20 protein-coding genes are annotated in these 21,980 nt (G+C 36.8%); 7 read left to right on the top strand and 13 right to left on the bottom strand.

The features are described 5' to 3' along the window. Positions 1–110: 110 nt before the first annotated feature. Together F606_RS0109280 and F606_RS0109285 are read right to left on the bottom strand one after the other, a co-directional pair. Complete coding sequence (locus F606_RS0109280; RefSeq protein WP_019553612.1) at positions 111–338, bottom strand: type II toxin-antitoxin system RelB family anti-toxin; 228 nt, start codon at positions 336–338, stop codon at positions 111–113. 144 nt (positions 339–482) lie between these two features. Next, the gene (locus F606_RS0109285) at positions 483–707 is read right to left on the bottom strand and encodes a helix-turn-helix domain-containing protein (RefSeq protein ID WP_019553613.1); all 225 of its coding nucleotides are present in this window, start codon (positions 705–707) and stop codon (positions 483–485) included. A gap of 122 nt (positions 708–829) precedes the next feature. On the opposite strand from F606_RS0109285, the gene F606_RS0109290 reads away from it, so the two are divergent. Next, positions 830–1,183: a helix-turn-helix domain-containing protein gene (locus tag F606_RS0109290; protein ID WP_019553614.1), complete on the top strand. Its 354-nt coding sequence runs from the start codon at positions 830–832 to the stop codon at positions 1,181–1,183. A 482-nt stretch (positions 1,184–1,665) separates the two neighbouring features. Then, positions 1,666–2,037: a helix-turn-helix domain-containing protein gene (locus tag F606_RS22295; RefSeq protein ID WP_019553615.1), complete on the top strand. Its 372-nt coding sequence runs from the start codon at positions 1,666–1,668 to the stop codon at positions 2,035–2,037. A 104-nt stretch (positions 2,038–2,141) separates the two neighbouring features. On the opposite strand, the gene F606_RS0109300 is transcribed toward F606_RS22295, so the two are convergent. Then, positions 2,142–4,658, bottom strand: coding sequence for an SIR2 family protein (locus tag F606_RS0109300; protein ID WP_019553616.1), 2,517 nt, complete (start codon positions 4,656–4,658; stop codon positions 2,142–2,144). Between the two features lie 390 nt (positions 4,659–5,048). Then, a complete protein-coding gene (locus tag F606_RS0109305; RefSeq protein ID WP_019553617.1) occupies positions 5,049–5,855 on the bottom strand; it encodes a LysR family transcriptional regulator in 807 nt (268 codons plus the stop codon). 61 nt (positions 5,856–5,916) lie between these two features. Between F606_RS0109305 and F606_RS0109310 the strand changes: the two genes are divergently transcribed. Continuing rightward, positions 5,917–6,525 carry a DUF4865 family protein gene (locus F606_RS0109310; protein WP_245542106.1) on the top strand — a complete coding sequence of 203 codons (609 nt, stop codon included), beginning with the start codon at positions 5,917–5,919 and terminating at the stop codon, positions 6,523–6,525. 75 nt (positions 6,526–6,600) lie between these two features. Here F606_RS0109310 and F606_RS0109315 read toward each other — a convergent pair whose 3' ends face one another. From F606_RS0109315 to glpA, 5 genes are all read right to left on the bottom strand, one after another. Next, positions 6,601–7,434, bottom strand: coding sequence for an epoxyqueuosine reductase (locus F606_RS0109315; protein WP_019553619.1), 834 nt, complete (start codon positions 7,432–7,434; stop codon positions 6,601–6,603). A gap of 87 nt (positions 7,435–7,521) precedes the next feature. Then, a complete protein-coding gene (locus F606_RS0109320; protein ID WP_019553620.1) occupies positions 7,522–8,103 on the bottom strand; it encodes a TetR/AcrR family transcriptional regulator in 582 nt (193 codons plus the stop codon). 152 nt (positions 8,104–8,255) lie between these two features. Next, positions 8,256–9,470, bottom strand: a complete 1,215-nt coding sequence (locus F606_RS0109325; RefSeq protein ID WP_019553621.1) for an anaerobic glycerol-3-phosphate dehydrogenase subunit C — start codon at positions 9,468–9,470, stop codon at positions 8,256–8,258. A 4-nt stretch (positions 9,471–9,474) separates the two neighbouring features. Further along, positions 9,475–10,743 carry an anaerobic glycerol-3-phosphate dehydrogenase subunit GlpB gene (gene glpB / locus F606_RS0109330; RefSeq protein ID WP_019553622.1) on the bottom strand — a complete coding sequence of 423 codons (1,269 nt, stop codon included), beginning with the start codon at positions 10,741–10,743 and terminating at the stop codon, positions 9,475–9,477. Further along, positions 10,743–12,356 (bottom strand): anaerobic glycerol-3-phosphate dehydrogenase subunit GlpA, encoded by a 1,614-nt coding sequence (glpA, locus tag F606_RS0109335; protein WP_019553623.1) that lies wholly within the window; start codon positions 12,354–12,356, stop codon positions 10,743–10,745. The genes glpB and glpA overlap by 1 nt, the downstream gene beginning before the upstream one ends. A 300-nt stretch (positions 12,357–12,656) precedes the next feature. Here glpA and F606_RS0109340 point away from each other — a divergent pair, with 300 nt between their 5' ends. The 4 genes from F606_RS0109340 to F606_RS0109355 all read left to right on the top strand — a co-directional run bounded on the left by F606_RS0109340 (position 12,657) and on the right by F606_RS0109355 (position 17,422). Further along, a complete protein-coding gene (locus F606_RS0109340; RefSeq protein WP_019553624.1) occupies positions 12,657–14,006 on the top strand; it encodes an MFS transporter in 1,350 nt (449 codons plus the stop codon). A 355-nt stretch (positions 14,007–14,361) separates the two neighbouring features. After that, positions 14,362–15,288 (top strand): substrate-binding domain-containing protein, encoded by a 927-nt coding sequence (locus F606_RS0109345; protein WP_019553625.1) that lies wholly within the window; start codon positions 14,362–14,364, stop codon positions 15,286–15,288. Positions 15,289–15,290: 2 nt separating this feature from the next. Further along, complete coding sequence (locus tag F606_RS0109350) at positions 15,291–16,760, top strand: sensor histidine kinase (protein ID WP_019553626.1); 1,470 nt, start codon at positions 15,291–15,293, stop codon at positions 16,758–16,760. Then, a complete protein-coding gene (locus F606_RS0109355) occupies positions 16,754–17,422 on the top strand; it encodes a response regulator transcription factor (protein ID WP_019553627.1) in 669 nt (222 codons plus the stop codon). Before F606_RS0109350 ends, F606_RS0109355 begins: the two co-directional genes overlap by 7 nt. 214 nt (positions 17,423–17,636) lie before the next feature. Here F606_RS0109355 and F606_RS0109360 read toward each other — a convergent pair whose 3' ends face one another. The 4 genes from F606_RS0109360 to F606_RS0109375 form a co-directional block, all read right to left on the bottom strand. Then, on the bottom strand, positions 17,637–18,092 hold the full coding sequence (locus F606_RS0109360) for a hypothetical protein (protein WP_019553628.1): 456 nt from the start codon (positions 18,090–18,092) through the stop codon (positions 17,637–17,639). Between the two features lie 94 nt (positions 18,093–18,186). Then, a complete protein-coding gene (locus tag F606_RS20895; protein WP_019553629.1) occupies positions 18,187–20,124 on the bottom strand; it encodes a bifunctional diguanylate cyclase/phosphohydrolase in 1,938 nt (645 codons plus the stop codon). Then, positions 20,111–20,332, bottom strand: coding sequence for a hypothetical protein (locus tag F606_RS23350; protein WP_019553630.1), 222 nt, complete (start codon positions 20,330–20,332; stop codon positions 20,111–20,113). Before F606_RS23350 ends, F606_RS20895 begins: the two co-directional genes overlap by 14 nt. Before the next feature lie 379 nt (positions 20,333–20,711). Continuing rightward, complete coding sequence (locus F606_RS0109375; protein ID WP_019553631.1) at positions 20,712–21,881, bottom strand: methyl-accepting chemotaxis protein; 1,170 nt, start codon at positions 21,879–21,881, stop codon at positions 20,712–20,714. Positions 21,882–21,980 lie beyond the last annotated feature (99 nt).

Below are 21,980 nucleotides of genomic sequence, written 5' to 3' on the forward strand. Positions count from 1 at the left end.
TGCCTACACATCACCCCCTCAAATTTCAGTAAAACTCAGTAAAGCACTCGTTATAATTAACAGAATTTTCCGATTTTATCTTTCACTTCATCCCATAAAGCCAGCTGGGATTAGCCGCCCTTCTTATTGGAAGGCCTGCGGACTTTTACCTGCAGGGCAATGTCAAAGCCTAAGGCCTTAGCCAGCTTCTCCAACGTTTCAATCGTCGGCATCACTTTTCCATTTTCAATATTGGATATATGCTTTTGACTGACGCTGCTTTTCAAAGCCAATTCTCCCATGGTAAGATTTTGTGCTATACGTTCACTTTTAATATAAAGTACCAAGTCCCGTATCACTTTTTCCACCTCGATGTTTTAATTTCCTCATGTCCGTTGCTCCAACACGTAAAATGGATATTTTAATTTACAAAAATCTGAATTTCCTGAATATTATTGTTATACTTAAGTAAAATACGAAGATAAAATGGCTGCATCCCCTCCTTAAGCCACTTCATTTTTTGGGAATTGAAAGGTACCCTTTAGCAACGTAGAAATTTTTACATGCAGAGCACGAGCCAGTTTCTGTGCCTCGATAATATTCGGGAAATATTTATCATTTTCCCAATCACTGATTGTAGTTTGCGGAAATCCTGTTTTCTCAAAAAGCTTGGTTTGCGAAAACTTTTTTGCCTGCCGAATTCCTCGTAAATTTTGTCCAAAGGTCATTTTCATTCCCCCTCAAATGTCATTATAACGACGTAGCGTTTATAAGTCAATGCTACATCGGTAACTATTTAAATTTATTTATGTTAAAATAACGATAACACGTTAAAAAGGAGCTATAGATTATGGATATCACCGCCAAAATCGCCGCAAGAATTATGGAACTCTGCAAAGAAAAAGGCCTTACGATTAATAAATTAGCTGATTTATCGGGTTTAACTCAATCTACCCTTGATAGCATCGTGAACGGAAAAAGCCGTAATCCCCAAGTTGTTACGATTTATAAAATTTGTGAGGGTCTCAATATATCGTTAGCTGAATTTTTTACGGATACTGAACCTTCCATCACGACCTGTGCGGAAAACGAACTTGATTATCTACCAGACCCCGTCAAAGAAGAACTGGATATCATCAAAGATTATGTACTCCATAAGCACGGGATAAAAAACCATAAAGTTAGCAAATCTAATAAAAAATGATCTTTTTAAGAAGTTTATGCCTCTTCATAAAACAAGCCTCTTCCTTTATTTTCATGCCTATTGCTTCGTGATATAATCATTTAAGGATATATAATGTAAAGTTCTATCTACTTACATAAAGCGACTTAATAATATGACATTTTAATCATAGAGTATCATTAAAAGACACTTTATGATTAAAAAAATTTGTTTTTTTCTTTTATGTCTTACTATTCAACATATTTTACTTTATCGGATTTTTAATCAAAATAAATTTCATCTTGCTAATTAGTAACCCCCCCTTTTATTACAGACAATTATTCTAATTTTATCTTCTCTTAACTTTCCATTATTGAATCACTATATGTGTCTTTTAAAGACACTTTAATTATACAACTTATATAGATCTTGTCAAGATACTTTTTAATTTTTTCTGTAATGCTACTTTTATTGTGTATCTCTATCAGCAACTTTATTATTATCTTAGAAAGAGGTGTACTTCCATGAACCCACTACGCGAATTACGCAAAAGAAAAGGGATTACGCAAACGGAATTAGGACATGTTTTACATGTTCAAAAATCTGCTATATCAAAATATGAGCTAGGCAGAGCCACGCCCAGTTCTGATATTCTAAAAAAACTATCGGACTATTTTGGTGTATCAATTAATTACATATTAGGTGCTAAATTTCATAAAACAGAAGACCAACAACCTTCTACCGATCTTGTAAATTTTCTTAATCAATCAGAAGTAATCTTTAATGGTATTACTTATAAATTAAATGATGAGGATCGACAAAAAGCAATTACCGCTCTCGAACGTATCTTTTTGGATGCCAAATCCCGCAGTCCAAAAAATTTCTCTAAAACATAGAAATACCCCCATATAGGACTTTTATATATCAAATGTCCTATATGGGGGTAACATATCGCGTACGACAGCCCCTTTCATTATTATTTCAACACTACTATTCATGATTAATATTCTCTATCTGTATTTTTGTATATATCCTTTATATGATATGTAGACAAGTTAATTATTTTGGAACTAACTGTCATTGTACATAATTTACATACTCTTATATATTCTTTTATTAAAGACTGCATTTTAGAATCTAAACCATATACATTCAATTTATTTAAATAAAGTTCCATTTTCTCTCGATTTGACAAAAACCAGTCTAGATTTTTTTTCTTATATTTAAGCCCCATATTAACATAAGCATGTACAGAATATATAAATGCATTTGAATATTCCTCCGATAAAATCAATTCTTCCATTTTCTCAAATCCACTAACGAATCGACTTGATACTTCATCACTATTCTTAGTTTCATCAAGTCCCCACTCCATAAGATTTTTGGCCAGAGCATGTTTAACCTGATATGAATTGCTTCTCAAATTTTTAGCTATTAATAAATGATTGTTTGCATCTTCATATTCTTGTGATAGTTGACATAAAATTCCATATTGTACCCAATAATAGCTTATGTTTTTGCATTCATTCTCAATTTCTAAAAATAAATTTTTTAAACTATTTTTTTCAACAATTTTCTTCTTTAATAGTTTTCTAACACCCAATATTTTTTGGAAAATTTCATAATAATTATCATTAATCTCATAATAACTATTATCCATGTCAGTACTGATTGCAGGAAGCATACAGTTAAGTATGTTTTTTATAATGTTTATATTTCTTTCAAAATTTAATTCAGTATATATGAGTTCTTCAAATATCCTACGACGGCATAATTTTATTAGTCCATTTTTTTCATAAAATACATTATTTTCCTCCAATAATGTATCAATTGTTACATCCCCTAATGCATTATCACTAAAATCAATAACGAGTTCTTGTGGAACCCAATTCACTCCAAGAATACTTAATAAGAAAAAAATCTCTACATAATCATAAAACTTCGTTTTTTTTAATTTTGGTATAGCTTCTTCTTTATAATATTCCAAAAAATATCTGCCCTCTGTCGAATAATACAACACATCTATAATATCCGTGCGTTCTGATATTTCCTTTAAAATATTTTCTTTAAAAGCCCCATTTTTCTGATAATTTCCCAACCTATTTTTTTCAAATAATTTATCATAAACAATTTCTTTATCAAATTCATTATCAACATAAAATTTATCTTGTATAGTATTTATTATATATTCTTTTTGACGATGATTTTCTATAGTGTCGGTTGTTATAATAATGACCTGTTCTATATTTTTAGGATAATTATTAATTATTTTTTTTAAATTAATATAATTATATGCCGCATCATCCATAAAAAACACTACTTTACTTTTTTCAGGCAAAGATTCTAAATATTCATGTACTGTATCAATATTTCTAAAACTTTTGGTAAGTTCAATAGAAATATACCCTTTTTTAAAACAATCTACTAACGCCCTTTTTGCAAGAACCGATTTTCCCATGTAATCTTTACCAATAATGCAAAAAAATTTAGATTCATTTTTATTTGTAAATTCTTCAAATTGATTTTGAAAACTATGATTGGTAACATCCCAATCATTTAAAATATCATCATATGAACATTCTTGTCCACTATAAAGTTTACTGCTATATGTTGTATATTTTTCAATATCTTCTATAAAAAATGCTCCTTTTTGAGAAAGTTCTTTCTTTGAATTTTCAACATAATTCACATTTTTTTCTATATAATTAAAAAACTGTTCTGTCGTAAAATCAATCAAATGATATTGTTTATTATTTTTTATTTCATTACGTAATGCCATGTCATTTATCTTAGGGGTAATAAAAAAATATTTTCTGCCATTATTTTTGTATCCACTTTCTTTATATATTTCGATGATTATCTTCAAATCATCTTCTTGAAATTCTGTTCCTAAAAATATAACATCATTGTTAAGAAAACTATGTGCAAATTCTAATAACAAACAATCACTTTTTTTTGTAAACTTCCTATACTCCTCATCATCAAAAACAATCCCACGCTCTATGCATTCAACATTTCCATGTAGTTTAACTAATTTCATTTCTTCATTTTTATTCGACCCTTGCTCCATCCTATCCCAAACATTTAATGGTTTGTTTTCATTTTTATAAATCTGTTCAACTAAATCATCAATATTGAGTGTATAAATATCTTTCCATGGATAACTTAAAATCTTTTTTTGAAAATCTTGTTTTTCATTCAAATAACATCCCGATAATATGTTTTTTAAATGCTGATCTCTTATTTTTCCCCGTCCTTCTGAACGTAATAAAGTTGCTATTTTTCGTAAATTTCCTTTTATGGCTTCTACTTCTTTTAAATCTTCAGCATCTATCTCTGGCAATGGATGCTTTATATAAAAATAATTATACAAGTTTTCAGCTAATTTTTCTCCTAAAAGTAATGATGTTCCACTTTTATTTTTTGCACCAAGAGAAAATCCTGCGCCCAGTACTAAGACTGGACGTTGAGATTTCATTCTACCAACTAATAATGCGCAAGCATCGTTTGAATCCATTATCAAACACTCCCTTGTTAACCTTGATTTTTTTAATATATATTATCAATCTTATGCGCCTAAAAACAAATAACGGTATTCTTAGACTTTTACTTTTATAAATATTCTCTACGTCTTTAGTATTACCTTTTAACTCATCTCGCTTTTTCTTTAATAATAAAAATGATTTTTTTGCCGCAATACGAAACATGCCAACCAGAATAACATTGAAATTGCTGCAATAATCCGGTAGAAGTATCAGAAGTTATTCCTGATATATCAACACACGAAAACCAGTGCCAATATACCCACCCCTTATCCTAGGGGTATAATCCAAACAGCATACATAAAAATAGCCGTCCCTATATACATATAACATAAACGTTAACCGAACAGCTGTTATTCTCATTTTTAAATTTCTTTCTGTTTCATTAAAAAGTCTGGAACAATTTTATGACTATTTTGTCTTATATAAAAATTTATCTTTATGCGATTTTCGTCTTTAAGTGGAACCGTTGATAAATTTTCTACACACGTTCGCGCCGGAAGAAACGCAATTCCCCGTTTTGCCAAAATCATTGATTTGATCATTTCATAAGAATCAATCTCTAATAGCTGACTTATTTTAATGTTATGTTCACTGGCAAAAGCCAAAGAAATTTGCCTAAAAGGACAACTTTTATCTCGATTGATAAAAAATGTTTCATCAGATAACGCCGTGATCTTTTTATTTTTCTCTGTAAATAAAAGAACCGTTTCCTCATAACCCCCTACGCGTTTGAATAAAGGATTGATAATAGTGGAATGTGTGACAATTATATCTACATCCCCACTTTTCAGCAAAGCTTCTAATAAACGATTTTGTTCTATATACAGTGAGCAATACGATTTGAATTTCATCAACTTTTCTTCAATGTAAGTTTTTGCGATAGATTGCGTCGTAGCAATTTTATACACTTCATTTTCCGACGTAATATTTCGTTTCAGATCATCGAGAATATCCATTATTTTATCAGAATACAGTAATAAAACTTCCCCCGCTCGTAACAAGCGAACACCTTTATTATTGCGTTTAAGTAAAGAAACACCCAATTCATTTTCCAGTACTTTAATGCGTTCTGAAACATTCGGCTGTACATAACCAAGTTCGTTTGCTGCTTTCGTTATAGATTCTAATCGGGCAACGGTTCTAAATATACGCAGATCGTTGAATTCCATTTTCTCACCTCTATACTCATCATTATAAATGATGGCAAATATAATTTATACCTTTTTTACAATGCTGCAAGAAAAGAATATACTGAACCTATCAAAAAAAGAAAAGAGCGTGATGATAATGGTTGGTATGCAATATAAAATCATAGTCCCTAAAACTTATGATATGAACAGTATTCGCGACAGAGTTCTTAAAAATGGTTCTAAAACAGATTCCTTTCCTGGTTTGCTTTTTAAATTCTATCTGATAACAGAAAAAGATAAATACAAAAATATCTATAATTCTTACGCCCCACTATATTTATGGGATAAAACAGAAGGTATGAATCAATTCATTTTCAACGGATTTTACGATAATATATTAGAATCCTTCGGTTGGCAAAAAATCAATATCGGCATCCCTTTAAACGTAAAAACCGATGCAAACTTACTTAAAAGTAAATTTGCTATAGAATGTACTGGCTGCATTCAAGAAACTCAAAAATTAAATTCCGCTGTCTTCAATCTTCCACAAAACAATTTATCGGAAAAATCCATCGGAGAGTTTTTAATTTACAATCCTGATAAATGGGCATATAGTCAATTTTATTTTTACGAAGACATCCCTGATGAAGTTTATGTTATGGAAAACATTAAAATCTATGAAATTTTGCACATATCATCTAAAGAATAGACCATAAAAAATGCCGTTACCTTGATGACAAGTCTTTGGTAATGGCATTTTCAACGCTTACTTTAGTAGTGTTATCTAGCTTGCTTCGGTTTTTCTCCTTGGATTTTTGAATTCGCAGGGTACACGAGTTTGACAAAGACCACAACCAGCTGTTTTTTTTCCACCATATTTTTCAGCCAACTGCACTGACTCTTCACTAAATAAATAAGTCCGGCACTTTATCTTGTCATGACCACTCGTCGTAATCGCCCCTACGGGACAACGAGAAATACAGGCATTACAATTTAAACAATTAGCTTGGTAATTCTGTTCTTTTCGTAAAGTTGGCAGCAATTTCAGGTCAGTGATGACTGATCCGATCCGCACCGCTATACCAGCTTCTGAGATAAATGCATCATTCATACTAAAAGTTCCCAATCCTGCCGCATAGGCTGCATGTCGCTCCGACCAATTGGAAGCAAAGCCTACCGGTGTTTCTGAAAAAGATTGAAATATATCTGACAGTGTAGGCGCCACAGCCTGATGACCAAGTCCAGTAAGATACTCAACCATATGACGACGAAGTTCACAATTAAACTCTTCACCAAAATATCGAGTTAGAGCCCACTCCCGTCCAGGCCACTGCTCCTGCAAACGGTTACTTTGTCTTGCTCGTTCACTAATAGGCAAAATCCAACATATTACGGTTCCGCCAGCTACCCTTTGATTATCAAAAGTAGCTGCAAATATTTCACGTGGCGTAAGATGAAATTCGCCAATACTATTCTTGTATTCCTGGAACAATGGATCATCCCAAGATGCATACCCCACCAGAGGTTCCGAAAAATATATCAACCCCGTTTCCTCATGCTGATTTCCCAGACTTGTCGCTACGAATCGACGGATTTCTTCCAAAATTTTTATCTCCATATCATCGTCTCCTTTTTGTACTGTTTAGTCCAGAATTATTATATATATAGGCATCGACATAAAAAACCGATGCCTATATATCACGCCTCAGTTTAAAACTGTTAACGCCTCTCTGGCCATATCTTCCAAAACGCCACGGTTACAACGCCGTCTGGCGTCTACATTCATGCCAGTAGCCAAAGCCACGAAGAACCTGGCCAAAGACCGAACATCCCGCCCCGCAGCAAGTTCACCACTTTCTTGCCACTGTGCAATAAAAGCTGCCAGCTCGTCTTCCATCTTTTCGGTGCTGCCCCGTATTATCTCACGAATCTCTTGGTCAGTTGTAACCAATGCCGTAGCCGTATTGGTAAAAAAACAACCACCTGGATAATCTTCATGTACAGCTATATCTATTATTTCTTGCAAAAAACAAGCTATGCCTTCTCGCAAAGAAGGTGCCGATGCCAATATCTCACGACGCCGTTGCCTGACCATCGTGCCGTAATACTCGATGGCCTCACAAAACAGTTGCCTTTTATCGCCAAAAGTATCATACAAACTAGACCGACTGATTGCCATTGCTTCTATTAAGTCGGGAAGACTCGTAGCTTCATAACCCTTTAGCCAAAAAATCTTCATAGCTTGAGTCAAGGCTTCTTTTCTTTCAAATTCTTTGGGTCTTGCCATTTTTTCATCCCCCAAATATCAGTATAACAATTCCGGATCAATCAGTCCATAATTTTTTCATATTCATTTTCGTTGAAGGTAGTTTTTTCTAGTGAGAAATTATCAGTAGCTAGTTCCTCTGACTGGCATAAGTTTTTTTGTTTATGCCTATTTTAGTTGTTTTTATACGATTCAGCCAAAATTGTCATTGGGTGCTTAGATTTCACTTGCGCCCCATGAGAAATTTGATTGCGACAAGTACCGCAGTCCGTAAGAACTGCATCTACACAACTTTCTTTTACTGCATTAAATAGGTTTTCACCAATCTTCATCGAACGTTCATAGTTTTCTGCTTTGTAACCATAGTTACCGGAAATACCACAGCAGCCAGCGTCAAGATCATCAATCTGTAAACCGGGAACAAGTCGCAAAAGATCGAGTGACGGCAGACCGATACCCTGTGCACGCAAATGACACGGCGCATGATAGGCAAATTTATGATTTATCGCACCGAAATTCGTGTTTAGCTGACCTTTTTGTGCAATATCGACAAGAAATTCAGAAGCATCAAAAATATGCTTTGCATTTTCTTCAACATCCGGAATTTCATCTTGAAACAATTCATGGTATTCCTGCTTAAGCATCAGGCTGCAGCTAGTGCAGATCGTAAGAATCGGATAGCCTTTATCAATGCATTTTTTGATCAAATGCGAATTTTTCGTTGCATTTATTTTAACTTCTGCCATATAGCCAGTAGTGACAAGTGGCGAGCCGCAACAAGCGAAATCTTCCTCTAAAAGAACTTCATAGCCGTTCTGATTCATTACTTCAACAAAGTCCATGCCGACTTGTGGTTCATTGTAGTTGATGACGCAGCCCGGAAAAAGCACTACTTTTTTATCTGAAGACAACTGTTTTTTACGTTTGAGCATCGAAACAAAGGTTTCTGAAGCAAATTTCGGCAATGGTCTTTCATCAGCAAGTCCCATAACTTTTACCATACCAAGAGATATCCCCAGGCTGGCACCAATGTTAGCAAAAAAAGCCCCCAATGGAATACCTGCGAGCAATCGTCCCATCTTTTCCGGATGTCCGATCATTGCGTCACGCTGCGTATGTTTATGTGTTGCATAATATTTAGCTCGAGCCATCATATTCATTGTTGAAATTGGCACACTCGATGGACAAGCAATATCACAATTTTTACAGTTGGAGCACAAGTACAGGGTCGAATCCATTTCCTCATCCGCAAAATGCAGTCTCGACTGTGCTGGACCTACCATTTTAGGACCACGAAATTTATGTGTTGCTGCCGTTACCGGACAAGCCGTTATACAGGCTGTACAAGAGATGCAACAATCTGGCAAATTTATTTTCTTTTCATCCATTTCATTATACCTCCATCGCTGACGCAGCAGCTTGATAAGCAGATGCAAGTGCTACACCATTTCCAGATTTTTCAAAACAGAAATCATACCCGCAGAGATTGCGTCCGGCAGCAAAAACATTCTTCAATACCTTTTCGCCATTTTCATTGACTGGACACATTTCATGATTAACCATAACACCAGCCAAGGAAAACGGTTGTTTTTGATTGGAGAAGAGTTCGACATTTGCCCATTCGTCTTCTTTTTGGGACATAACTTTTACCGGTAAATGGAAGATCGGTTCAATAACCTTATTGTTGTCGAGAACTTCAAGACCACCACTGTAATAACCACCTGTAGCTAAAATAAAACTTTTAGCGGCATATGTATGTTCTTTGCCGACCCCGCTGACTACAACAGCTTCACATACACCATCTGTTACGACAGCCGAGTTCACTCTGGCTTTTTCAATAATTTTTACGCCATGTTTTCTAGCAGCATTATGAAGAAGTTTTGACAAACGCATGCCTGCCGCCGCTGGTGGAATACACAGAGCTTCTGTAATATCACAGTGCAATGCAGATTTCATTTTGTCATAAGCAGCATAGCTTGGCATCGTTCCAAGAACCTGTGGAAATACAACGGCAGCCCCAGGTTTTACGAGAGCTTGCAGCTGGTTAGCACAGTCTTTTTGACCTTCCTTTGTATCGAGCCAGCGAGCGATATCCATGATCATAATATCACGCCCCCCGATGGCTTCTTCCATCCGCGGATCTACGGTTACGATTTCATATTTTTTATCTTTGCCAATCGTCTTTTTCAGCATTTTTTCCGTCAATTTAGCATAATAATCCTTCAAACCTTTGAAATCAACGAGATAAATTGTATCCGCTTTTTTTAGAATTTGTGAATCAAATGATTTCGGATAAAGTCCCGTCGGTTTCATCGTTCCGATAGCTGTCGGAACCCAATGAAGTTCATCCACACTGCCCTCATAGGCATAGCCTTCCTCTTTCGTAAGCTCAAGCAGAAATTCTACGGCTGCTTCGACTCGCTGTAATCCAAGTTTGCTGTACGGATGATCACTCGGCAGTGCATCTATACAATGTTTTAAGGAGCTGCTTTCTTTTTTATTGTCCGGATAGGCCATGAGATCAATTAAACCACCGCCAATTTCAAAAGCACCATAACCGTAGCGAAGCATCGTTACCGATCTTCCTTTTTTCGCTGCCGCAATCGCCGATAGTATCCCAGAGATACCACCACCAATCACAACTACATCACATGCTTTCATCAATCTATTCCTCCATCAATATTTAATACACCGTCGTAGATACCACGCATAAGTTCTACTTCACGAACCGTATTCCCCCACATAACAGGGGAAATGCCTTTATAACGAGCCTGCAAAAAATCTTTCATTTCTGCGATTGTATCATGATCTTTCACAAGATTATTCTGCGCAAGCATTCCCATACTGCGGAATGTACAGAATGCGCCCTGACAAGTCCCCATTCCCATTCTCGTCTTACGCCGAATATCGCTGAGTGTATATCTAGAAGCCGTATCCGCATTCTTTGTCACTTCTTCGATTTCAGCCATCGTTACATTTTCGCATTCACAAACGATTTCCCGCTTCAAAGGCTCAGTTTCCATACGTTTTATAACATTTTTAAAGCTCTGCCCACCTAAACGGGAAGCGGCAAGCTTAACGCCAAAGGATGGGAAATATTTGCGTGCTTCTTTGATATCAGCTATATCGATATCTGGCACGAGTTCTTCTTCTGCTGTACGACAGACCATCGTGTTATGGATATATCCACAGACGAGATCCGCCATTTTTTCAGCCATTAAACGGTACGTCGTAAACTTACCACCACAAATACTAGCAAAGCCTCTAAGTCCATCATGTTTATGGTCAAGGATGACAAATCCACGCGATACACCACGACCTTTCGCTCCAGCATCCGCCGTATAAAGTGGTCTAGAACCACAAAACGCACGCAAAATACGAAAGCCACGCAGATTTTCAAATGTAAGTTCACCGATACGCATCAAGTATTCAACTTCAGCAGTTGTTACCTGTGTATCTTCTGGCGACTCAACGGACTTAGATGTCGTTCCAAGAATTGTAATTGAACCATGCGGTACAAAAATATCACCATCAGATGATTTATGTAAACGGTTGATAATGCGGTTTGTAATTCGGTGGTTAAAAGCGATCAAAGTGCCACGGTCTGGCTGTACATTGACTGGAATATTAGTAAATCCAGCAACTTTCCCAGCCCAAGGACCGGCAGCATTCACGACAAAATCACATTCGATATCATATTTTTGTTTTGTAAAATAGTCCTGTACCGTAACACTGGTTACCTGACCGTTGGAAGAATTCACACGAATAACTTCCGTATACGTTTTAACACGACCACCGTAGCGTTTTGCAGATTCAACATTCTGCCAAGCCATACGAAATCCATCGATAGCAGCATCCGGTACACGGTATACAGCCTGTGCACGCTGTGTTAAATTCGGTTCCAACTGCCAAGCTTCTATCGGGTCAATTTGGATTGCTGGCAAATTGATATTCTTACAAGCCTCTACCCATTCTTTTTCATAAGCAGGATCATCTTCCGGCAAGCGTACGAAGAAACCTTCTGTCGCTTCAACACAATGTTTACCAATCTTACGCAGAATCCTATTCTCCTCAATACATTCACGCCCTGCTTCCGCATCCTTTACGGCATACCGTCCGCCACTATGCAGCAAGCCATGATAACGAGAGCTTGAGCCGTTCACCATATCACGCATTTCAAGCAGCATTACATCTACGCCGCGCATTGCCAAGTCGCGAAGTATTCCTACCCCAGTGGCCCCGCCACCAATTACAATTACAGTCGCCTTTTCCATATTTATTTCGTCCTCCTCTTATTTTTAAGGTTCATGTTTATATTCAACTGTTACAAATTGACTGAAAGAATTATAACATTTGAATGATTTTTTCTGTAGCAGAAAAGCTCTATTTTTTGTAGGAATTTAACACTTTATTAATGTAGGTGTTTTTCCTACAAAAATCAGACTATATCCGCTATCCTTATTTTTTTGAAATAAGGATAATATATACGAAGACTTATTATGCATAACGGCAGATTAGCAGACACCAAACACGTCTGCTATGCCAAAAAGAAAAAATAGAAAAGAGGTTTTTACATGTTAGGAGCTATTTGGGATTTCTTTAAAACTGGCGCAAATATTGCACCAATCAAAGATCCAAACGAAATCAAAACAAAGTTTAACAAAATGCGGTGGCAGGTATTCGGCTCAATTACAATCGGATACGGTCTATTCTATGTACTTCGTCTTAATTTTTCGGTAATCAAAAAACAGTTGCTTACATTAGGTATTCTCGATGCACAGCAGCTCGGTATTATGGGTTCCGCCTTATTTATTACGTATGGTCTTGGTAAGTTTACCAACAGTTTTTTGGCGGATCGATTCAATAACAAACGTTTCTTTGCTTTCGGGTTATTGATGTCTTCCGTAGCCAGCACGGCGATGGGTTTTTGCAACAGTTTTACACCACTCGTTGTTCTCTGGGGGATAAACGGCTGGTTCCAGTCGTTCGGTGCCGGTCCTTGTATCGTGGCTTTAAACCAATGGTTTACCAATAAAGAACGCGGCACATATTATGGTATTTGGTTTACGAGCCATAATATAGGAGCAGCCTTTACATATATCGTTACAGCAGTTTTGGTAACTTCGTATAGCTGGCAGATGGGATTTATCATTCCAGGAATTGTATGTATGATTGGTTCATTAATAATTCTTCTTTGCATGCATGATCGTCCAGAAACAAATGGACTGCCAAATGTTGAAATATATAAAGGTGATATCGCTCCAGAAGAAATCAAGACTGACAAAACGGTTGCTCAACTCCAATGGGAAGTTGTTAAAAATCCGGCAGTTTGGATTCTTGGACTCTCCAGCCTTTGCTGCTATATCACTCGTTATGCAATTGAAAGCTGGGGTATCATCTACCTGACAGCAGAAAAAGGCTATTCGACCGTTGGTGCTGGTAGTGTTCTCGGGGTTATGCAGGTTGCCGGTATCTTTGGTGCTATGACTTGTGGCTTGGTATCGGATAAATTTTTTAACCACAAACGCAACAAACCAGCTTTAATCTATGGTATTTTATATACAATAGCGGTTATGCTTTTCCTTTGGGCTCCTCCAAGCTTTGCCATGGATATGTTCAGCCTTTCTTTATATGGCTGGGTAATGGGCGCACTGGTTTGCTACCTCGGCGGTTTAATGGCTGTTGACATCGTACCGAAACGTGCTACTGGTGCGGCGATGGGAATGATTGGACTGCTCAGTTATGCTGGTGCCGCAATCCAAGAAGGCGTCAGCGGTTATTTAATCAATGCAAATATGACAATTGTTGATGGTCAAAAAATTTATGACTTCACTGCAGCTGGTGAATTCTGGGTTGGAGCCGCGGTTCTTTCCTGCATATTAGCATTATTCGTATGGAATGCCAAACCAAAAGAAATCATATAAATTATCTAGATATACAAAAAACGGACAGTGCAAGCTGACCGTTTTTTTGTACGATAAAAAGCTACTATATAGAACGCATTAAATATTTTATATGGCAATCGTCAGAAATGGGATATAGGGCAGACTAGTTAGATGTCATTTATTTTATACATTATATATAGAAAAATACTTATTTATAGATTTATCTCGTTTCGCCGTATTACACGTACTGGATTAATAATAAAAGCGTCAAAACAAAAGCAAGCAGATGCTTTTACAGGGTATTTTTGTTATAATAAGCCTAATCCTATGTTATCGGATTATACTAGTTACTCAGATTTCGCATAGTAATGTTATGAAAGGAATTTTTAAGAATATGATATATCGGCAATTCCCCCTCCTTTTAATCAGTTTCCTGTGTTTATTTAGTTTATCGGGATGTGGTAAGACGCAGACTGAAGATTATATTGATTTTAATAAAACTCAGTCAATAGTACAGGATGATATAGCTGTAACGAATGGTCAACGCCCTTTGGTTATTGCACTGGCAGCTGTGATTTCACCACAAGAAACAATAGATTGTTATCGAATCCTTGCGCAGCGAATCTCAACGGTTACCGGTCATCCGACTGTGTTAATTCAGCGCAAAACATATATGGAAGTGAATAAACTTTTATCAAACGGAGAAGCCGATATGGCCTTTCTTTCAACGGGCTCCTATGTGTCTTACCATGGTTTCTATGACATTGATATACTAGCTATGGCCGCACTGGATGATGAAATTGTATACCGTCCTTATATAATTGTTAACAAAGACAGCAATATATATTCTGTGGAGGATTTGGTTGGTAAGACCTTTGCCTTCACTGATCCATTAAGTTTTTCCGGGCATTTGATCATTGAAGATATGCTTCATTCACAGGGAACAAACCCCGAACGATATTTCAAGCGATATTTTTATACCTATAATCATGATAAATCCATTTGGGCCGTTGCTCATCATGTAGCTGATGCAGCAAGCATTGATAGCCAGATCTACGACTATGCTAAAAGTAAAAACCCTGAGATTACGAACAACATTCGAATTATTTCAGTGCTTGATGCGGCTCCGACGGGACCTGTCGTTGTGCGCAAGGATCTTCCGCAGGAGCAAATTGAACAGCTGAGACAAATATTTTTAGAAATGAATCAAGATCCCGATACCGCACAGGCAATGAAAAAGCTTATGATAGACCGCTTTATTTCACCGCAGCCAGAGCGCTATATTCCATTGAAGAAAATTTATGATCGGACTACTATATAGTTATGAAAATAAAAAGCGCTAAGTTTAGAGAAAAAATCAATAGTTTTAGTTTATATTACAAAATTAATATTTTGGTCATTGGAATGATTGTGTTATCGGGTATTGTAATTAGCATAATAATGTTAAATGCTACTTCGCATCTTTTGGGAACACAGCTTGACAAGCGTGGCATTGACATTGGTAACTCTATTGCAGCTCTAAGCAGTAATGACATTTTGATTGAAAATTATTTTGATATCTCCGATCGACTAAATAAAACCAAGAACAATAATGCCGAGGTCCGTTATATACTTATTACGGATTCATCCGGCAGAATTCTCGCCAGTACTTTGGGAAACAGCCTGCCAAAAGGACTCGCAAACGTTCGTTTACCCGTAGCCGAAGAACTGTCCGTTCAGTATGGCAATGAACTTTGGATTAAGAACCTACACAGTAATGAAGGTGAAATTCGAGAAATTTTATTTCCAATTGAAGAAGGGAATATCGGTTTTGTTCGAATCGGTTTGTCGGAAAAGATTATGCAGGGTCTGCTGGCAGAAAATATCAAGGAAATTATTTTAACTGTATTATTCGTTAGCTTTTTGGCGGCGATTGGTGCGACGCGCCTTTCTTACTTGATCGTGAAGCCGCTGCGCGTGCTGCTGGAATCATCCCACCGAATACAGCAAGGTGATTATAATGTGCGGATAAAGGGTCAAAATGCTGATGAAATCGGCAACCTGGCACGGGCTTTTAACGCCATGGCACACAGCCTGCGGAAAAAGAATCGGGAAAATTATCGTCTGCTAAAAGAGGTACAGGCCAAAGAAGAAATGCGGGTATCTTTGATACGGAATCTTTTTACGGTTCAGGAAGATGAGCAGCGACGTTTATCGCGAGAACTGCATGATGAAACCGGACAGTGTATGGTTTCATTGCTGGCTTATATAAAGGTCCTGCATTCAAAAATGACCACCGCAGAACAAAAAAAGCTGTTGGCTGATGCTCGCACCGTCACGGTAAATGTTCTGGAACGCATCAGAATAATGGCAGTGGAATTGCGACCACCAGAGCTAGATTATCTCGGTCTTGTAGCAGCTATGGAAAAATATATCATAAATTTTAATAATCAAAATTCGCTAAATGTCGAATTTACTCCGCCCTTGGAGAAGTTGAATATGTCAAATAATACAGCGGTATCATTATATCGTATTCTGCAAGAAAGCATGACAAATATTGTTATGCATGCCAACGCACACAATGTATATATTATGATAAAAAAGGTTGACAGCAGTATCTATATGCAGATTCAAGATGATGGTCAGGGCATGGGCGAAAATGCAGTGGAAATTGCCCGTGGTAAGAATCGTTTGGGGTTATTTGGCATGCAGGAGCGGGCAGAATTACTTGATGGCGTTCTAAACATTGACTCTACGCCTGGTAACGGGACTAAAATTACTGTTATATTACCGATTGGAAGTGAAGAATGTTGAAAAAGCTGAGAATTATATTAGCCGATGATCATGCCGTGCTGCGCACGGGGCTGAAACTCCTACTGGATAACGAAGCGGATTTCACGGTGGTTGGTGAGGCAGCAAACGGTCAGGAGGTTCTTGCTGTATTAGAACATACGGAAGCCGACGTCCTGATTTTGGATCTGTCCATGCCAGTTATGAGCGGACTAGAATGCTTAAAGGAAATAAAAAAATTGCAACTTCCTATTAAAGTTCTCGTGTTGACGATGTATCAGGATAATCATTATATAAAAGAAGCAATGCAGCTGGGAGCCGGTGGCTATTTGGCGAAAAACTCAATTGACACAGAACTCTTTGAAGCTTTACGAACTGTTGCAAGGGGGGCACGCTATTTGAGTGAACAAGATACTCAAATTCTGCTCGATAAGCTCTTTAATAATCCAGTAGATCTACTCGATGAGCAACCGTTTTTTTTAAGCAAACGCGAAAAGGAAGTTTTTGAACTGCTCGTTCACGGCTACTCCTTAGGTGTAATAGCAAATATGCTGTATTTGAGCATCAAGACAGTCAGTACCTATAAGACCAGACTGATGCTAAAGCTCAACTGTAAACAAAAAAGCGAACTGGTTGACTATGCATTAAAGCACAAAATGTTATTACCAAAACATGATGATTTATGAAAGAAACTAACTATTTCACAAAACTTCCCCATATAGCAAATGCCTTTAAAACCATTTAGTCTACTATATCTTTCTTTCCAGACAGGTGAAAACCCTCAAGTATAGATTCATTATTCTACGCTTGAGGGTTTTTGAGCAATGTTCTTTTTTATAAGATTTCATTATAAACTAGTATTTAGATTCCAGAAAATCGGAAACTTTCTTTTTAAATCCATTAGTTATTTTTTAAAACCGCACCTGAAAGATATGCACCGATATCACTATTTTTATCATATTCATTGCGATCACTATTTGATATTGTACACATGCTTCCCTGCGCTTGTGTATTGTTAGCTAAAGCATCCTTGCCAGATTTTTCACTTGCAACATAAGCAGCGGACCCACCTGTTTTTGTTGTACTGAGCACTTTTGAAGATTGAGTTCCGTTTGCTGCTGTAGTTATTTGTGTAAGAGTAACCGTCATAGACCCATCGGATCCCATAACTACAGTACGTTGAATTGTCGTCTTGCTGCCATCGCTGTTACTACTACTGCCACTACTGGTAGAAGTGCCATCAATAATCTTCTGAAGTTCCTTCGCCCATTTATTATCACTCGAAGTTGTGGTGCTCTTGTTGTCATTATCCCACATAGCACCACCTGTGGCGCCGATTCCACTAATACTCCCCATAAAAATATATCTCCTTTTAATAACTCCATTTATTATTATTTTTGATCCGTCACTATATTTATCGTTGATATCGCTCCATTAATAAGCAAAAAATTTACTTCCACTCTTTTCCCAAAACTTTTTCAATAAATATTCTTGCAATTGTAGGATCAAATTGTGCGCTGGAACATCTTTTTATTTCGTCTATGGCCTCTTCTTCACTTAAAATTGTGCCATAAGCCCTATGAGTAGTCATGGCATCAAAAGAATCAGCGATGGCAATAATCCTAGCCTGTATTGAAATTTTTTCACCTTTAAGGCCTCTCGGATACCCTTTTCCATCCCATCTTTCTTGATGTTCAAGAACATAATCTGCTATCTCGGAAAACTCATGGACAGAACTTAATATACGATACCCTATTTCAGGATGTCTTTTCATTTCAGTCCATTCATCATTCGTTAATTTTTGAGACTTGTTAAGAATACTTTCCGTAATTCCTATTTTACCGATATCATGCATAAGTCCAGCTGTTCTAATTTTATTGATATCGTCTTTATCAAAATTCATTTTAGTTGCGATGTCTTCACAAAGCTTACTGACTCGATTCGAATGCAGCATCTCTCTATTATTTTTTTCATACAGCGTATTTATTATAAGGTCTACTGTCGTACTCCTCGTACTTGAACTTTCATAAACTTTGTGTTTATACATGTGGTCTTCAGCTTTTTTGAATATCTCTTGAATGTTTTCTTTCTCATTCATCTTTGTTGCATAACCAAATGAAATAGAAACATTAAGAGAACTTACTTTTTCTTTTGCAGCCCGTTCCCAAATGCGTTTAATAACCATCTTTGCTTCAAAACCAATTGTTTTAGGTAATATAATAACAAATTCATCTCCACCCAGTCTGGCAATAATATCATCCGCCCGGCAGCTGTTCTCAATCGCTTTTGTCACTTTCCTAAGTAGTTCATCACCCATGGCATGTCCGAAGGAGTCATTGACAAGTTTTAACCCATTTACATCCCCCATGGCAATGGTCAGCGGAAGGTTGCTTTTTGTATCAAGTCTCTTTAACTCTTCTTCGTAAAATCTACGATTATATAGTCCAGTAAGTTGGTCATGAAAACCTAAATATGAATTTTTTTTATTTTGAAAAATCAAATCTTTATTGACAATGACCAACTCTGCTGCCCTGTCTGCTTTTTCTTTATTTGCAACGACTAATTCTATGGATCGGTCTACTTTCTCTTTATTTGCAAGAACTAGCTCGGCTGCCCGTTTTTCTTTCTCTCTATTTTGAAAGACAAGCTCTTCATTCGCAATAACCAACTCAGCAGCTCGTTTTTCTTTTTCGCCATTTTGAAAGACAAGTTCTTTATTTGCAATAACTAACTCTGCGGCTCGTTTTTCTTTCTCTTCATTTTGGAATACAAGCTCTGCATTCGCGATGACCAGTTCTGCGGCTCGTTTTTCTTTTTCGCCATTTTGAAAAACAAGCTCCTTATTCGCAATAAATAATTCTACGGCTCGTTTTTCTTTTTCTTCATTTTGAAAAACAAGCTCTTTATTCGCAATGACTAATTCTGCGGCTCGATCTGCTTTCGCTTTATTCGCAATGACTAGCTCTGCAGCCAATTTCTCTTTTTCTTCATTTTCTTTTGACTCTTTTAATGCTCTTTCTATAACAAAAATCAATCGTCCCAGTTTGTCTTTAAAAACATAATCTGTAGCACCTTGTTTTAAAAGTTCCACTGCGATACCAGCTCCAATGAGCCCGGATACACATATGAAGGGGGTAGCTGGGCATATAGCTTTAACATGTTTTAGTGCAATAAACCCATTAAACCCAAGCAACATGAAGTCAGAAAGGATGAGATCATATTTTTTCGTTGATATTGCGTCAACAAATTCTTTCTCCTTAATAACCATATCCATCCTAATTGAATAGTCTGAATTTTCATTTAAGTATTTTTGTATCAAATCAGCATTGAGCAGAGACTCTTCCAAGCAAAGTATTTTCAATTGATATTTCTTGTCAGTCTTCTTCATGATCGGACCCTCGAAATATTCCAACTTGTTTTATGACGCATTTATTCGCAACAAATTCATAAACGTTAACGAAGTTTTTTCTTTCACTAAAAAAAAACAGTGTTTTTTCTATTATTTCATTAAATTTTAAGGCTTGTTTTAAAATTTTTGAAAAATATAAGCCATCCAGATGGCTCGCATTGACATATAGAATAGTTCTTAACTCCATGTTTACTCACCTTTCTTTTGCCTAGAGAAAAACAAAAGGCACTGCCTTCACCAGCCTTGACCTCAGCCAAAATTTTTTCGTCATGGCAATTAATACTTTGTGAACAGCCGTTAACCCAATTCCCATACCTAATGAATTCTTTAGTATGAGAACTTTTATTATACATAATAATTTCGATATTTTCTTGAAACATTCCTGCTTTTTAACTAATACCAGCCTAAAAAGTACTACCTGATATTTTTCCGATAGCTTAAAATCAGTGAAAGGAAGGGGACGAATCGCCTTTAACTGTTCGTCTTTGATTTCTATTTTAAAACTGATAAATACAAAAATGCATCCTCTATAATAGATATGAATCTACTATAAAGAATGCATTTTTCTATAATTCCTGTGCCAGTGTATTCAATCGTTCCGCTAGATGAATCAGCTCTTCAATGCTGGCGGAAATCTCTTGTGTCGCCGCTGCCTGTTCCTGACTGGTCGTTAAGGAAGTACTGCTCCTTTTGTCCACTTCGCTTACATTTTTCTTAATGTCTCGTGTTAGTGCTTTAATCTGTGATACTGTTTCGCCTGATTGTGTCGCTAATTTTCTAATTTCTTCGGCTACAACAGCAAAGCCTCGTCCCATTTCACCGGCACGGGCAGCCTCAATTGCAGCATTGAGCCCCAACATATTAGACTGATTTGATACGGATGAAATAAATTCCGTAATCGTATTTATTTTATCAATAGCTGTTGTAACATACTGAACATATTTATACAAGTCCTGTTCATTTTCATTGATCGTAGCAGCACTTTTTGCCAAATGTTCTATTGCCGTGGATATGCCAGCTAAGTTATTCGATAAGTTCCCTGACATATCCTTTAAATTTGCTGCATGTGCTTTTGGTATAACAACGCCTAGTGTAGCCACAATTACGTTCCCATTTTCTTCATCATATACCGGATAATTTGCAATATAAACTGGTACACCATAACGTTCCGAACCCAATTCTACTATTTGTACAGTCCCAGAATGAATCGTTTTATAAGCAATATCTGTTTCCTTCAATTCATATCCAACTGCCATCCCCGATAATGTAAATTTTCGGGATGACTGAATGTAAGCAATTTTTGTTAAGTCTGACATATATAAAAATGCACCCTCAGGGAACAATTCAACAATGATCGGAGCAAATTCAGAAAACCCACTCGCTATCGGATGCAGGCGTGGTAAAACGACCGAAAAAGCCCCTACTATAGTTTCCGCATCATCTACTAATGGAATAGCAACGGTAGTCAAACGCATTCCATATGCCGATCTCGGTACTTTTTCACTTAAAACCCGTCGTTCATTCATCGCTCTGACTGCAATACTTGTCTCCTTCAAATCTGAACCCACGCTGAAAATTGACAAGTCAAATGTCTTGGAAGCAGCTTTCCATTTTATCGTCCGCCCCTCTATAAAAAGAAACACGGCCCCTCCTGGAATTACATCGACTTCTAACGCAGCTATCATTTTTAACGCATCGACATATTTGATATGAAGCATCTTATCTGTCTGATCCAAAATAAACAACTCCCTTTCGCTAATGCACATTCAAACAAAATACGTTCCAATTAATGTCCCTTCACTATCTTTATCTCTAAGAATAGTATACGACAAACA

The organism is Propionispira raffinosivorans DSM 20765, from assembly GCF_000381065.1.
Classification (GTDB): Bacteria; Bacillota; Negativicutes; order Selenomonadales; family Selenomonadaceae; genus Propionispira; species Propionispira raffinosivorans.

Coding starts and splice junctions, on each gene's coding strand:
- F606_RS0109355 (WP_019553627.1), top strand. CDS start 16,754: ATGTTGAAAAAGCTGAGAATTATATTAGCCGATGATCATGCCGTGCTG.
- F606_RS0109285 (WP_019553613.1), bottom strand. CDS start 707: ATGACCTTTGGACAAAATTTACGAGGAATTCGGCAGGCAAAAAAGTTT.
- F606_RS0109340 (WP_019553624.1), top strand. CDS start 12,657: ATGTTAGGAGCTATTTGGGATTTCTTTAAAACTGGCGCAAATATTGCA.
- F606_RS0109315 (WP_019553619.1), bottom strand. CDS start 7,434: ATGGAGATAAAAATTTTGGAAGAAATCCGTCGATTCGTAGCGACAAGT.
- F606_RS0109305 (WP_019553617.1), bottom strand. CDS start 5,855: ATGGAATTCAACGATCTGCGTATATTTAGAACCGTTGCCCGATTAGAA.
- F606_RS0109345 (WP_019553625.1), top strand. CDS start 14,362: ATGATATATCGGCAATTCCCCCTCCTTTTAATCAGTTTCCTGTGTTTA.
- F606_RS0109360 (WP_019553628.1), bottom strand. CDS start 18,092: ATGGGGAGTATTAGTGGAATCGGCGCCACAGGTGGTGCTATGTGGGAT.
- F606_RS23350 (WP_019553630.1), bottom strand. CDS start 20,332: ATGGAGTTAAGAACTATTCTATATGTCAATGCGAGCCATCTGGATGGC.
- F606_RS0109325 (WP_019553621.1), bottom strand. CDS start 9,470: ATGGATGAAAAGAAAATAAATTTGCCAGATTGTTGCATCTCTTGTACA.
- F606_RS0109290 (WP_019553614.1), top strand. CDS start 830: ATGGATATCACCGCCAAAATCGCCGCAAGAATTATGGAACTCTGCAAA.
- glpA (WP_019553623.1), bottom strand. CDS start 12,356: ATGGAAAAGGCGACTGTAATTGTAATTGGTGGCGGGGCCACTGGGGTA.
- F606_RS22295 (WP_019553615.1), top strand. CDS start 1,666: ATGAACCCACTACGCGAATTACGCAAAAGAAAAGGGATTACGCAAACG.
- F606_RS0109310 (WP_245542106.1), top strand. CDS start 5,917: ATGCTGCAAGAAAAGAATATACTGAACCTATCAAAAAAAGAAAAGAGC.
- F606_RS20895 (WP_019553629.1), bottom strand. CDS start 20,124: ATGAAGAAGACTGACAAGAAATATCAATTGAAAATACTTTGCTTGGAA.
- F606_RS0109320 (WP_019553620.1), bottom strand. CDS start 8,103: ATGGCAAGACCCAAAGAATTTGAAAGAAAAGAAGCCTTGACTCAAGCT.
- glpB (WP_019553622.1), bottom strand. CDS start 10,743: ATGAAAGCATGTGATGTAGTTGTGATTGGTGGTGGTATCTCTGGGATA.
- F606_RS0109350 (WP_019553626.1), top strand. CDS start 15,291: ATGAAAATAAAAAGCGCTAAGTTTAGAGAAAAAATCAATAGTTTTAGT.
- F606_RS0109300 (WP_019553616.1), bottom strand. CDS start 4,658: ATGGATTCAAACGATGCTTGCGCATTATTAGTTGGTAGAATGAAATCT.